At 64.0% G+C, this 16,498-nt stretch carries 1 protein-coding gene; it reads left to right on the top strand.

The features are described 5' to 3' along the window. Positions 1-47 precede the first annotated feature (47 nt). The coding region (locus DUGA2_RS22565; protein ID WP_141753345.1) for a DUF4214 domain-containing protein at positions 48-16,498 on the top strand (16,451 nt) is incomplete at its 3' end.

The following is a 16,498-nucleotide window of genomic DNA, read 5'->3' as shown; positions in this document are numbered from 1 at the left end:
GCGCCGGAAACCGGCCCAACAGACTAACTTCATGCGGGAAAAGAAAAATGGTTGCGATTGTCAGCGGTAATGGTTTCGGCCTGTCGACGGGTTCAGCATCCACCTTGGGCCAGGCGGGCGTATTCGGCAACCCCAACCTGGGCAACAGCAAGGAAGGCGCGTATGTCAACGTCGCCAACGGCAATCTGGTGCTTCAACACCAGGACGATTTCCTGGCAACCCCCGGTATCGACCTGTCGCTGACACGCACCTACAATTCGCAAGGCAATGTCAACAACAGCAACGGCCTCAACTGGCGTATGGGCATGCTCAAGCAGATCGTCGACCTGACCGGCACTGTCAATACTGCAGGCAGCACCGTCACCCGCATCAACAGCGATGGCAGTCGCGAGCTGTACCGCTACGATACTGCGCGCGGGCACTATATTAGCGGCGACGGCGGTGGCGCCTACAATCATCTGGTTTGGAGCAACCTCATAGAATGGCAATGGACCAGCGACCATTACGAGAGTGCAGGACTGAACGAATCGTACGGCAGCATCGCAAGCGGTGGAAAAATTAAAAGCCTCACTGATGCAAACAACAACACAATGTTTTATCAGTACGATGTCAATAATCGCTTGTCAAGCACAACAAACTTTGCCGACATGACGAATTTTTACTATGACGGCGTCGGCAACCTGACCCAAATTGGCGTCATCGATCTGAACGACGTCACCAGCATGCGCGTGCACTACACCTACGATGCACTGAATCGCCTGTCCCAGGTAATCACCGACCTTTCGCCGAACGACAGCAGCATCACCGACGGCAATGTCTACACCACCACCTACACATACATCGACGCCACCAGCCAGGTGGCCAGCGTAACCCAGAGCGACGGCACCAATCTGAAATTCGGCTATGTGCAGGTAGGCGGCGCATGGAAAATCGAGACCGTCACCGATGGCCTGGGCCAGGTAACCCGCTTTGCCTACGGCCCCCAGCAAACAACCGTCACCGACCCGCTTGGCAACAATACGGTTTACACATATGACGCCGCTGGTCAATTGCTGTCCGCCTCAGCCCCGCCTACGCTGCTCAACGGCGCTACCGTGCCTGCTCAGGTGACGACCTTCGCCTACGACGCCAACGGTAATGTGCTCAGTATCACCGATCCGCGCGGCAAGAAGACCGCCTACGACTACGACGCAAACGGCAATCGCATCCGCGAAACCAACGCTGCCGGCGACATCACGACACGCACCTACGATCCGGCCACCAACAACCTGCTGCAGGAATCAACCTATCCCTACGGTTCCACGAAACCTGCGCTTTCCACGCTGTATGTCTACGATATCAAAAACCACTTGCGGTTTATCGTCAGTCCGGAACGTCGGGTAACCGAGTACAAGTATGACTATGATGGGACCAGCGATTTTCGTCTTTGCTCAAGCATGATCGAATACAGCGGCGCGGTGCTGCCATCAACGACATCCCTCACCGAACTCGGGCTGCTGGACTGGAGTCTCTCCTTACCGCCGGAAAATTCATTCGTCAGACGTACAGACTACAGCCATGACGTGCGCGGCCTGGTCAACAAAACCAGTACCTACGCCACCACCCGTTACGCCATGGCGCCGGTGGTGATGCCCGCAGCCCTTCCCGCCGGCATTGCCCTCAACGGCAGCACGGGCGGCTATACGTTCACGTCCACAAAACAGGCCACCACCAACGTTTCGACGGCGACCAGCACGGTGGACTCGCCACTCGGCAACGGCTTCCATTTCGACTTCACGACCCCGGCACAATTGGCAGGAAGCGCGTTGACGATTGGACTGACCAACCAGGCCGTGCCCGCATGGAAATTTGCACTCAACCTCTCCGGCACCACATTTAAAATGCTACGGCAGAATGGCGCTAATCCGATTCTCCAACTACCTGCACAGCTAAGGAATCTGAAGGCGAACACGACTTATATCGTTGACTTCACAACGGATACAAGAGGCAATGCCACTGTAACAATGTATGAGAAGAGCGCGCCAAACTCTCCCGTATTGAATGAAAGCTTCTTTTTCACTTTTGCGCCAGGCAGCAACCTGCGTCTGTTTGCCGAGACCACCAGTGGACCCAACCTAGGCGGCAGCACAACCGGCTCCAGCAATTCGATCGCGGTCGGCAATTTGATGACAACGCCAGTGCTCCAAGCCGCCTCCGAGGTCACAACCCTGCAGTATGTCTACGACCAGCATGGCCAGCTGCTGCAAACCATCGATGCCAAGGCCAAGACCCGCGCCCTGTTCGCCTACGACGGCCTGGGCCGCTTGATCTCGGCCGCCGACGCCGACAACAATTCCACGACCACGGTCTACGACGATGCCGGCGGCAGCCGCAGCGTCACGCTGTCCAACGGCCTGGTCACCAAGACCACCTTTGACCGCAACGGCCGCGCCACCAGCGTCGCGCAGCTGGACAAGGACGGCCATGTGCTCAGCATCGCCACCAACAGCTACGACAGCACCGGCCAGCTGCGCCGCACATCCGCGCAAAATGGCGCCGCCAGCTACTTCCTGTACGACGAAGCCGGCCGCCAGACAGCAAAGATCGACGCCAACGGCGACCTGACCGCCTACTTCTACAACGCCGACAACCAGGTCACGCGCACCATCGCCTACGCCAAGCCGCTGACGCCGGCCCAGTTGAGCTTGTTTGTCCCAGCTAACGGCGTCTGGCCGCGCATGGGCTTGGCCGACCTGCGCCTGGTCGACTCCGATGCGGACAACCGCAACAGCTGGAACCTGTACGACGATGCCGGCCGCCTGTCGAAAGCAGTGGACGCCGGTGGCGCGCTGACCGTCTATGTCTACGACCAGGCCTCGCGCGTGACCCAGGTGATACGCCGCGCCTACGATATCAGCAAGCTGGCCAATGTATATGCCGCCACCGCGCTCGACGACACGGCCACCGCGGACGACCAGATCAGCCGCAACTACTACACCGCCGACGGCAAGCTGCAGCTGGAAATCGACCCCGCCGGTTATGTCACCGAGCACCGCTACAACAATTTGGGCCAGCGGATCGAAACACTGAATTACAGCATCCAGCAGACCGCCACCTACCTGAACCAGGCGCCGGCAGCCAACGCCGTCATCACCAGCGCCGGCGCCGTCGGTTCCCACGAGCGCTACTTCTACAACACCAAGGGGCAGTTGACCGGCACGCTGGACAACGGCAACTTCCTGACCGAGCTGAAGTACGACCTCAACGGCAACGTCCTCAGCCGCCGCCACTACGCGGTCGCCGTCACTGCGCCAGGCGCCGCCCGGATGTCCGACCTCGGCTATGCCGTCAACGACGCCGACCTGTTCTCCAGCTACACCTACACCGTTCGCAATCAAGTTGAGACCGAAACCGCGCCCGGCGGCATCGTCACCCGCTATACCTACGACAAGCTGGGCAAACTGATCGAGACCCGCGTCGGCACCGGCGCCACCCGCGCGCAAGCCGAACGCTACGACCTGCAGGGCCGCCTCATCGCCGATCTGAACGCCGAAGGCGTTGCCGCGCTGGCCACCGCCAAGCCGGAAGACGTCGACGGCATCTGGCTGCGTTACGGCAGCCGCTATACCTACAACGAAAACGGCCTGCGCCTGACCGCCACCGATCAGCTGGGTAACCAGAGCCGCTACTACTACGACGGCCAGGGCAACCTGACTTACACGATCAACGCCGCCGGCGAAGTGACCGGCCTGGCCTACAACGGTTTTAATCAGCTCAAGAGCAAGACCAACTACGGCACCCGCCTCGACGCCGCCACGCTGGCGACGCTGGGCGGCGGACAGAACGACGCCAACATCGGCACCGTCGTCGGCAAGCTGACGGCGGCCGCGGTCGACAGCGTGACCCGCTACGAATACGACACCAGCGGCCACCAGACCGCCGTCACCGATGCGCTGGGCAACCGCAGCACCGTGCACTACGACGCCTTCGGCCGCGTCGACGCCACCGAGCAGCGGAACAATCCGAGCATCTCGGCCCCGGCCGCCAACCCAGGCGGCCGCAATTTCTACGACATCAACGGCCGCCTGAAAGCTTCGCTGACTTCCGGCGGCAAGCTGACCGGCTATACCTACAACGCGCTGGACCAGCTGACCGACCGCATCACCTACGCCAAGCCGGTCGACTTCGCGATCACCGCCGCCAACCTCGACAAGCTGCTGGCCGCCCCCGCCGCGCAACTGGACAATCTGCACGACAGCCACCAGCGCTACTACTACGACGCGCGCGGCCTCACGGTCGCCATCATGACAGCGGAAGACGGCGCCGCCTCACCGATCAAATGGGCTGTCGTGAAGAATGCCTACGACGGCAACGGCAACTTGATTTCGCGAACCGCCTACGCCAGCCCGCTGGCCGATGCGGGAACCTCGCTCACGCCGACATATCCAGCCAACAGTGGAACCGACAGCATCGCCGTCTACGCCTATGACAGCGCCAATCGCCTGACCGCCACGGCGACCGCGCAATCCATGGTGCCGGGCAGATTGCCGCTCCAATACAACTGGTCCGTCGTGCGCAATACCTACGACGCGCTCGGCAACCTGTCCGCCAGGACTGTCTATGCCACGTCGCTGGTCGGCCAGGCACCGAGCAGCGCACAGTTGCTGGCATACGCGCCCGCCTCCGCCGCCGATGCCGCCACCTACTACACCTACGACAGCGCCAACCGCATCAAAACGGTAGCGACCGCGCAAAATGCCATCAGCGGCCAGGCGCAATGGGCCGTCACCAGCCGCAGCTATGACGCCGCCGGCAACCTGACCTCGACCACGCAGTACGCCACGCCGCAAGTCACCGCGTCGCCCGCAGCCTTCCCGACGATGGCGCCGGTGGCCGATCCGAAGAACGACCGCACCACCAGCTACCGCTACGACGCGCTCCATCGCGTGCAGGTGTCGATCGACGCCGCCGGCACAGTCACCCGCCTCGACTACGACGCACGCGGCAATGCCACCCAGCGCACCGTCTATGACCAGCTCGTCGCCACGCCGAACGCCGTCACCGCCGCCTACAATCCCGCGCCGCAAGCGGCCGACCGCATCACCCGCACCGTCTACGACCTGGACAATCGCCCGGTCTACAGCATCGACGCGCTGGGCCAGGTCACCGAGCAGCGCTACGACGCCTACGGCAATGTCTCCGCCACCGTGCAATACGCCGCCGCGCTGAAAGCGTCGCAACTCGCCACGCTGACGCCGCTCACCGCCGACATCAAGACGCTGCTGACGGCAACGCCGGGCGTGGACCGCCTGACCCGCTACAGCTACGACCAGCAAGGCCGCCCGCGCTACACGGTCGATGCCGCCGGCTACCTGAAGGAAACCGTCTACAACACGCTGGGCCAGGTCAGCGCCACCAGGGAATACCTGGCGCCCCCGGCAACCGCGTTCGCGGACCCGCTGCTACTATCCGCTCTGGCCACGGAAGCCGACCGGCAAACCGCGGCCAAATCCGTCGTCGTCAACATCTACGACTACGATGCGATGGGCAATCTGGTGAGTTCGACCGACACGCTGTCGAATACCGAGCGATACACCTACGACGGCCAAGGCCGCAAGATCAGTTTCACCAACAAAGCCGGCAGCACCTGGACCTACGAATACGACGCGGCCGGTCACATGATCAAAGAGACCAGCCCGCAGGTCGCCAGCTATGTCGCCGACTTCAATGCCGCCATGGGCGCCTGGGGCGCCGGGCAGCAACAGGCACTGGTCACCGCGCTGGAATACGACATGCTGGGCAACCTCAAGTCGCGTACCGAAGCATCCAGCACCAGCCTGGCGCGCACGACCACCTACCGTTACGACCTGGTCGGCCGGCAGACGCAAACCATTCTGGCCCCGGCCAACATCTACGACGACGCCGCCGATCCCAAGAGCATCACCGGGGCGGCGGCAAGCTTTGAAAAGAGTTCCGGTGACCGCATCACCACGGTGCGCTACAACGCATTCGGCAACGCGGTGTACAACCAGGACGCGGCCGGCAACATCAGCTACAAGGTCTACGACCTGCAGGGCCAGGTCCGCTACGACGTCGACGCCATGGGCTACGTCACCGGCTACGCCCGCAACGCCTTCGGCGAAGTCACCCAGCTGACCCGCTACAACAAGCCCGCGCTGGGCGGTTCGCCAACGCCAGACCTGCTGGGCGCAAAAGACTACGCCGGCCGCATCCAGGCCGACGCCGACAATGACCGCACACTGCGCACCGCCTACGACCTGCTGGGCCGCGTCGTCAAGTCGAGCGAACCGCTCACCGATGTCTACGATCAGCTCGGCAAGACCGGGCCGTACATCCGCGCCGCCAAGACCACCGATACCGCCTACGACCGCTTCGGCCAGGTGCGCGCGCAATCGGTCTACGGCGCCGATGCCCTCGGCAACCGCACCACGCTCGGCAGCGAGACCCGCAGCTTCTACGACCTGCGCGGCAACCTGAAGGCGCAAGTGTCGGCGCTGTCGGCCAGCGCCGACGGCCACACCGGCAAAGGCTACTTCACCACCTACGCCTACGAATGGAATGGCAGCAACCGCACCGTCACCCAGACCGAATACAGCCAGGCCGCCGACTGGAACGACACCCTCGTCAACGGCGGCACGCCGCCCGGCGCGCCGGTCGACACCAACCGCACCACCAAATCGGTCTACGACCTGGCCAACCGCCTGCTGAGCCAAGCCAAGGTCGGCGCGAAGTTCTTCCGCGACGGCGCCGAGGTCACTGGCGACATCGCCACCACCTATGCCTATGACAAGCTGGGCAACCAGGTGCTCGCGGCCGACGCGCTGGGCGGCCAGGTCTACACTTACTACGACAAGCTGGGCCGCGTGACCGCCATCGCCAGGGCACAGGCGCCGGGCGTGGCGGAGGTTACGGCGGCAGCGCCGTCGCTGACCGAGTTCAAACTCGACCTGCTCGGCAACACCGCCGTGCGCATCGACTACGCGAATATCTACGGCGGTGCCCCGACGATCGACAACCGGCCCACGGGCGACGCCGCCAATTTCGACAACCGCGTCACGATGACCCACTACAACCTCGATGGCCGCGCCATCGAGGTGCTCGATCCCGAACAGTTCAATCCGACCAATCCGCGCCCGGCCGGCGTGCCGGCCTCGATTGCCCGCACCTCCTACGACGTGCTGGGCCGTGCGGCCAAGCAGTGGCGCACCGTCAGCGTCCGCGATACCGCCAGCAACACCTACACGGTCCAGACCACGTTCCAGATCGCCCACTACGATGCATTGGGCCGTCTCAAGGATACCGTCACGCCCGCCATCGTCGACCTGATCGATAACGCCGCCCGTCCGAACGTGGTCAAGAGCAATGACTACAATGCCTTCGGCGAAGTCATCGCGACCTATATCACCGAGGCCGGCGGCGCGCTCAAGCAACTGAGCACCACCAAGTACGATCAGGCCGGCCGCGCCTGGTTCAGCAATGCCGCCGATGGCATCGACACCGTCACGCTGTTCAGCGCCCAGGGCCAGGCCACCGCGCAGATCCGCAGCACCAATACCGATCCATCCAAGCTGCACGAATTATCGGCGCTGGGCAACGCCATGGCCGCGCGCGACCTGGCGCAGCAACTGCGCACCGACACCCAGTACGATTTACGGGGCAATGTGATCGATTCCAGCCGGGTCAGCGAATTGAACACCGTGCTGGTATGGTTCAACGGCGCCTGGACCCAGGTGCCGAGCACCTACGGCCGCGCCGCGATCGACAGCCTGATCGTCATCGGCCAACGCGAAGACGCCGGCAAGACCATCGAAGTGCAGTATCGCCTCAAACCGGACGGCGCCTGGCTCGCGGCCGGAGCCGACCGCGTGCAATGGCTGGACGGCACGCCGGTCTTCAGTACCGGCGGCCTGGCCAGCGGCGACTACGAGTATCAGGTCAAGCTGACGCCGGCCGGCGGCAGCAGCTATCAAAGCCGCATGGGCGGCATGCACATCGCCGAGGTCGATACCACCGCCAAGAATACCCAGCTGGTCGCCCTGTACCTGATGCTGATGGGCCGCGCGCCCGATCCAGCCACGCTGAACCTGTGGGTAGGCAAATACAATCTCGGCGCCACGCTGACCCAGCTGGCCGGCGAGCTGTACGCCACCGCAGAAGCAGTCACCCTCCGCGGCAACGACAACGGTACCGCCGTCAAGCAAATGCTGGCCGCCATTGGCCGGCCGTTGCCGTCCGATCCCGGCTACCAGGCCAAACTGGACCTGTGGACCGGCAAGCTCAATCAGGCCGTCACCCCGGCCGCGCGCGGCCAGGTGGTACGCGCCCTGTTCGACGACGCCGGCACCGCGCTCGACCTGCGCGCCAAGGCGGTCACCAACTATCTGGTGCAGGGCGGCAGCGACCCCGACGCCGCCGCGCGCCTGCTGACGCTGGCCGGCAGCGCGCCGGATGGCTCCATCGCCGAAGGCAGCCGCCTGGCCAAGGCGGAAACCCAGCGCGTGCAACTGACGCGCCTGTACCTGGCCTTGCTCGGCCGCGCGCCGGACAAAGGCGGCTTCGACTACTGGATCAACGACCTCAGCAACGGTAAGACGCTGGAATCGATCGCGCTGAGCATGTTGCAAGACAAGGAGTCGCTGACGCTCGGCCTGCTGCCGACGCTGACGCCGGCAACATATAATGAAAGATTGGTCCAGCTCGTCTACCTGAATCTGCTGGGGCGCATGCCCAGCCCGGCGGAACTTTCCATCGAGACCGCCGCGCTGGGGCAGGCCGCGCCGCCGACCGCCGCGCACAGCAGCTTCATCGTCAGTCTGTGCAATCGCGTGGCCAGCGACAGCAGCAGCGATCCCGCCACGCAGGCGGCCCGTACCATGCTGTTCAACAAGGTCACGGTCGGCCTGGCTTACGCGGCCACGCCATCGCCGGGGCTGACCACCGAGCAAATCGTTGCCGCCAACAAGGCCGCGATCGACGCCATGTACAGCGCCGGCACGGCGGCCGACGCTGCGCACAAGGCCATGCTGAAACTGCAGGCGCTGGCACTGTCCGCGCAAGCGAGTGCGGACGCCACCAGGTCGGCGGCCGCCGCCACCCCGCTGGAAATGCTGCGCCTGCAACTGGCGCGCGTCTATGCCGTGGTGGCAGGCCGGGCGCCGGACGCCGGCGGCTATGCTTACTGGGTCAATGTGCTCAAGAGTGGCCGTCCAGGTATCCTGCTCGACATCGTGAACGACCTGCTCAAGAAAGAAGGCAACACCAACCCCGCGCTCTACCCCGCCGACCTGAGCGACCAGCAGTTCGTCACGCGCGTGTTCACCGTGGGTATGGGACTGCAGCCCGGCAGCGCCGCGCTGGCCAGCGCGGTGGCCACCTGGGTGCCTGCGGCGGCAAACACCACACGCGGTCAGTTGATGCTGAACATCATCAACGCGGTGGCCTCCAGCACCAGGCCCGACGAACAAGCCATGCGCGGCTTGCTCAACAACAAGGCAGCGGTGGGCATCACCTACGCGCTCAATTTCGGCGCCAACGACCTGGCCCAGGGCGGCGCCATCCTGTCCAGGGTCACCGCCACCGACATCTCCGCCGCCATCGACTTCGGCAACTCGATCAGCGTGCAGGCGCTAATCGACGCGGCGCTGGCGGCATCGACCGCCGCCGGCACGGCGGCCGCGCAAGCGGCCGCCGCCGCCGATAGCCTGGCCAAGGTCAACGCCGCGCAAACAGGCCTGAACACGCTGCAGGCCGCCGCCAACGGCAACTCCCTGGCCGCGCCGCTGGTGCGCGCCACGCAGTTGTACGTCGTCGTGCTCTCGCGCGGCGCGCCCGGGCAGCCTGGACTCGATCTGGGCGGCATCACCGCCATGTCGTTGCAGATGCGGGACGGCATGACCGACGTCCAGGCGGTACAGTCGCTGATGGACAAGACTCCGCCCACCGGCTATGACGCCGGCAAGTTTGTCAAACAGCTGTATGCCCAGGCGTTGGGCCTGGACCCGGCCAAAGACCCGGACGGCGTGGCCAAGTGGACCGCGGCAGCCGCGCTGCCGGAGAACCGCGCGCAGGTCATTGCCGGCCTGCTCAAATCCTTCCTGGAAGATCCGATTGCCGATACCTACGCCGGCAAGCGCGACATCCAGCTGGCCCAGGCAAAATTCCACAACAACATCAGCACGGTGCTGGAAGGACTGAGCACGCAAATTGCGCAGGCCGAATCCGCCTACGCCATCGCCCAGGATGCCGGCGTCAAGGCCAGCGCCGCCGCCGCCGCCGTCAAGGCATTGAACGATGCCACCGCCAGCAACACCGACCCCAAAGCCCAGGCGGCGCTGGAGCTGTCGCGCTTCTACGTCGGCATCCAAAACCGTGGGGCGCCGGGCGTCGATATCGACATCGGCGGGCTCAATTTCTGGACCCGCGCCTACATCCAGGGCACCGACCCGGTCGATATCGCCCGGCAAATGCTGGAGGCCACTACGCTCCCGAACGACAAGGTGGCGTTCGTGCGGCAAATGTACCTGCAGGTCTGGGGGCGCGAACCGGGCGCCGACAGCAACCGCTGGGTTTCCAAACTGATCAGCAATAGCTCCCCGATGGGCTACGCCAGCGTCGCCGTCGGCATCATCCGGGAACTGGCCACCAAGCCAGTCAGCACGGAAGCCGATTATCGCGCCAAAGCCTGGTTCGACACCCGTGTTCAAAAAACCATGCAGGCGGCCGCACTGAACGCCGCCAGCGAGGCCGCCGTCGCCGCGACGGACCTCAGCAAAAAAGGGGGGCTGCTGAAGACGGCCAATAGCACGCTTGAAAGCGCCGGCATACAACTCAATAATCTGAACGCGGTGAACATCGATGAAGACTCGCGGGTCATTGCCGCCGCGTCGTTGGCCGCGACCGGTTACCGGCTCAAGAATGCAAGCGAGCTGCAGCCAGTGGTGGAATTGATGGTCATCCTGGGCATGCCGACTGATTTCAACTCGGTCTACCCGGCGTTCCTGGGTACCCATACCGGAGACGCCATCCAAAAGGACGTACTCGCGTATGCCGGACTGTTGTCGGTCAAAACTGATGCGGATCGCGCCGCCTTCTTCAGGGACCTGTATAAGAGAATGCTGTTGCGGGAACCGGACGTCTCCCCAGGAAAAAAGTGGCCTGATGACAACTATTGGTATGTTATCACATCGGTTGGTCCCAACAATTCCTTCGATTCTGTTGACAAGGCCTGGCAATTCCTGGCGGGGGCGCGGATCGAACTCTACAATCCGACCGATGCGACCCATCGCGGGATTGCCCAGCGAGTGAACTTTCCGGCGGAGTTTACTGCCGCCTACACCCCGTTGATGACCGAAATCAATCGACGGATAGATAACTATGCTGTGGTCCGCAAGAACGTTGCGGATAGCACCGCGTTGCAACTGGAATGGGCCAAGACAGCCTACGCCAAAGCCCAAGAAGCGGCAAGAGAGGCAACTGACAACTATAACTATGCCTGGTCCTACAACGAAGTGGCCAAGGTTGCCGATACCACGCTCAGCCGCGCCATCGTGGTGCAGAAGGCCGCTGCGACGGCCGACGTCACTGCCGCCGATTCCATCGCGGCCCAGGCCAGCATGCGAGAGGCTGCGCTGTCGGTCGGCCTGTCCGGCGGCGCCACGCTGATCGACTTCAAAACAGTGGCGGACGCCGCGACCACACTGAGAGGCGCCATCGGCCTGGTCAAGTCGCTGGAGACCGGTCGCGCAGCACTGGCCGACGCCAACGTCGTCCGTACCGATGCAATCCAGGCCGCAGCCGGCGCCAGCGCCTGGTCCAAGCAGGTCCGCGCCATCGCCGAGATCTACACCGCGCTGTTCAACGAAAATCCAAGCTTCCTGGAACTCAACCTGGCGCTGGGCATGCTCAGCACCGGGAAGAGCCTGAGCGAGATCGCCGACACCGCCGTCGCCAATCGCCGGAATGTCAATTCGCCCGCCCCCGGAACCAACGATGCATTCGTCAGCACCATCTACAAGAATGCCACGGGACACGCACCGGACAATGCCACGCTGCGGGCGTTGAGCGACCCCCTGGCCACCCGCTCGCGCGGTACGGCCGTGATGGCGATGATCAACAACCTGACGACGGCCAGCGCCGGCGCCGACACCCAGGAATTCACCACCAGGCTGGCCAGCAATCTCAGGCTGCTGGCCGCTCAAGCGCAGAAAACCACCAACCGGGATGAAGCCGTGGCCAGCCTGGCGCAATTCATCCAGGCCAACAACAAGGCCGCACGCGACGACGCCGTCGGCTACGATGCCGCCGCCCAGGCGGCGCAGACGGCGTCGGCCGTGTATGCGAAGCAAATCACCCAGCTCTACCTGGTGCTGCTAGGTCGCTCACCGGAACCGGCCGCCCTGGCCGCCAGGATCGGCCAGCGTGCCGGCGGCACGACGCTGCAGACGATCGCCAAGGACATTCTCGAATCCGCCGAAAGTCGTTTCCCGTCCAGCCTGAGCAACTACGCCTTTGCCGAAAAGCTGTACGCGCTCGGCTTCGGCCGGCCCGGCGTGCAAAGCGAGATCAACCTGAGCTTCGCCAAGCTCAACACCATGATGCCCCGCGAACAGCTGGTGGTCGAACTGATCAACGAGCTCAGCACTTACAGCGACAACGATGTCGCCAAAATTGCCGCCAGCACCGCCCTCAATCTCAACGTCGCCGCCAGCCTGGAGCGCTCTGTCGGCGAGACGGCGTCCTTCGTCAGCGTCTCGCAACTGGCTGCGCAACGCAGCGTCGGCATCGAAAGCTCGGCTCTGCTCGCCCGCATGACGGACGGCGTGGTGCTGGGCCGCGACAGCGTCGGCGACAGCCTGGCCATGCGCAACACGGCGTCGATCACGCGCGACCGCTGGGGCAATGTGCTCAGCGTCAGCGACGCGCGCGACCGCAACTACAAGGTCAACTACCGCTACAACATCGACAACCAGCAGATCAGCCAGTCCCTGAACGCGCGCGACACCGACGCCAATGTCGCGGTGCGCTCCACCGGCTACGACGCGCTGGGCCGCCAGGTGCGCTCAAGCGACTTCGTCGGCACTGCCAGCGGCAGCTACAACCGCCTCAGCTACGACAGCAACGGCAACGTGGTGCGGGAAACCCACGCCGACGGCGGCGTCGTCGGCTACACCTACGACCTGTTCGGCAACCGCAAGTCCGTCACCACCGAACGCGGCGCCGACCAGCTCGGCATCAACCTCGGCAGCGTGCGCACCAACTACGCCTACGACCACCTGGGCCATCTGGTGCGCAGCTGGAGCGAGGCGGCCGTGGTCAGCTACCTGCCCGCCTACCAGGGCCAGCCCATCCAGACCTCCACCGCCCAGGCCGCGGCACAGCTGGTGGAAACCTATCTGTATGACGAACTGGGACGCAACATCCTGCACGTCGACGCCGCCGGCGCCGGCGCCAGCCTGCGCTACGACTTCGACGGCAACATCATCCAGACCGTCGATGGCAACGGCAACGCCACGCGCAGCACCTACGACGCCTTCCACCACAAGACCGCCACGCTGGACGCCGAGAACTTCCGCCTGAACTGGGTGGTCGACAACTACGGCCGCGTGACGCAGCAGTCCAACGCCAGCGTGGACAGCCCCGGCAACATGGCCGGCACCACGCTGCAGGCGCTCGCCACCACCTACCAGTTCGACGCCGCCGGACGCAAGCTGCACCAGGGTTCCAGCGGCGGCCAGAGCATCGACTTCAGCTACACCAACGGCCTGCTGACCCGCATCACCGACAACGTCACCGGCCTGATCACCAATTACCGCTACGACCAGGTCGGCAACCGGCTGAGCGAGGTGCAGAGCTACGGCGGCGGCACGGCCGGCACGCCGGCCAACATGCAGCGCAACGCACTGGTCTACGACATGCAGAACCGCGTGACCGAGATCGCCGACACCGCCTACAAACTCAACTACGAGTACGACGACAACGGCAACCGCACCCGCGTCACCACCGACTACGGCCAGGGCAAGCTCGACAGCTACAACAGCTACGACGCCATGAACCGCCAGCAGATCGTCAACGGCGACAAGGTCGGCGGCAAGGTGAGCTACGGCGCCAACGGCCACCTGATCCGCTACGACTGGGCCGGCAACCGGGTGCAGGACACCTTCCTCGGCAAGGGCATCATCCTGGCCGGCGGCAGCTACCAGATCGCCACCAGCGTCGTCACCAGCGAAACCTACCGCTACGACGCCGTGGGCCGCCTGACCACCGTGTTGCGCGACAACGTCAGCGTCAACACCCGCCGCTACGACCGCGCCGGCCGCGTCGCCGAATCGGGCTTGATCGCCGGCGAGGAAAGCCGCAACATCGGCAACCTCGACACCGTCGCCAACGCCGTCGGTGCCTCGTCCGAGAAGCACATCTACGCCTACGACGCGGCCGGCCACCTGATGGCGCAACGCGACGAAAAGTACGTGCAGAACAGCGCCACCGGCGAACTGCTGCGCACCGTGCTGTTCGGCGTCGGCTACGACAAAGCCGGCAACCTGCACAGCTACACCGTGGCCCCGGCCGGCGGCGAGGCCTATACCTACGTCATCACCTACAGCTACACCGACGGCTACCGCGAAGCGAACAACACCCAGACCACGTCCAACACCAGCAACACCAGTCGGTACGACGTCAACGGCAACCGCACCAGCGTGACCGACCGCGACGGCAAGGAAACCACGCGCCTGTGGTACGACGCCGAGGGCCATGTGCAGTTCAAGCACGACGCCGGCGGCGACCACTTCTCGCTGATCGTCAACGGCAGCGTGCTGGGCGAGGAAGACAAGGTGGCCACCAACGTGCTGGGTTCGACCTATGTGGGCGTGACCTCGCCGGTGGTGACGGCGGCGCCGAGCTCGTACAGCGTGCAGGGCACGGGCGAAACGCTGCAAACCATCGCCCAGGCGGTGTGGGGCGACAGCAAGCTGTGGTACCTGATCGCCGAGGCCAACGGCATCGACGGCACCACCAAGCTCGACTCCGGCAGAATCCTGCGCATCCCGACGCGGGTGAACACGCTGCACAACGACTACGCCACCTTCAAGCCGTATGACGCGGCCGAGGCCATGGGCAGCACCACGCCGGCCCCTCCTCCGCCGAGTCATGGCGGCGGTTGCGGCGGCATGGGCACGCTGATCATGGTGGTGGTGGCCGTCGCAGTCACCTACATCACCGCTGGTGCCGCAGCCAACGCCATCTTCGCCGCCTATAGTGGCGCGGCGGCGGCTGGCGGTGCGGCCGCTGCGGCGGCGGCAGGTTCGCTCAGTGCGTCGTTGTCGTTGGTTGCCGGTGGCGCAATCGGAGCCGCCGCTGGTTCGATCGCCAGCCAAGCGGTGGGTATTGGCATCGGCGCCCAAGATGGCTTTAACTGGAAAGGCGTGGCGCAGGCGGCAATCGCCGGCGGCATTACCGCCGGGATCGGCGCATACGGCCAGGCAGCGGGCACCGACTCCATCTTGAACGGCAACGGCTGGCAAGCGGCCGCGGCGCGCGCCACCTTGTCCAACGCGATCTCGCAAGGCGTGGGCGTCGTGACGGGCCTGCAGCCGAGCTTTAGTTGGAGCAACGTCGCCGCTTCCGCAGTCGGCTCCATGGCAGGATCGGCGGCGGGCTATGGTGCGGCATCGGTCTTCGGCGCTGGCCTTGCAACGGCGACGACCAGTGGCTTCGCCGCCGGCGTGGTAGCATCGGCTCTGCGCGGTGGTAAAATCAATGCGGCGCAGATTGCTACAGACGCGTTTGGCAATGCGCTGGGTAGCAGCTTGGCGGCCGAGTTCTCGCGTCCTTCGCTGCCCGACTCCATGGGCAACCTGCCGTCCGATCAGCGTCGTCACATTCAAGACTTGGCGATGCGGACTGGTGCCGATCTCAGCGATCCAAACATGGCTGATCGCATTCAGAAAATCTCTGAACTGAAGTTCGCAGCCGGCCAAGACCTTTCGCGTGATGACGTACTGGACCGGACTAGCGACTTCCTGCGTCTACGCAACGCCACGGATGACCAGATTAGCCAAGTCCGTGACATCTACGCAAACAACAAGGTTCTTCCTCTGGTTGGGAACGTGGAGGCGCTCTGGAATGTCGGTAAAACCGCTAACGACGCCACAACCAGACAAAGAACGTTCGTAGGCAAATACATCGATAACGCCATGGTCGGGACGGGGAATGTTCTATCGACGTTCGGCGAATATGTCGAGAGTAACCCGGTAGCCAAATACGCCTTGGAAGGGCTGGATATTGTGACCGGCCCTGCTGCTTACGCGCTTCGCAATTTCACACCGGTAGGCGACCTCATTAATGCCGCCCAATCCAAGGTGACAGGCTACATCTCAGGTGGTCTGCAAGATGTTGGCAGGACAGATATCGATGCGCAAAACGGTGGCATTGGTGGGACGGCGATGCTATCGGTGGGTGCAGGTGGTTTCGCAGGAATGATGAAAGGTGTTGGAAGCACGCT

The organism is Duganella sp. HH101, assembly GCF_001758795.1.
Lineage (GTDB): Bacteria > Pseudomonadota > Gammaproteobacteria > Burkholderiales > Burkholderiaceae_D > Rugamonas > Rugamonas rivuli.
This window is presented reverse-complemented; position numbering and strand designations above follow the sequence as displayed.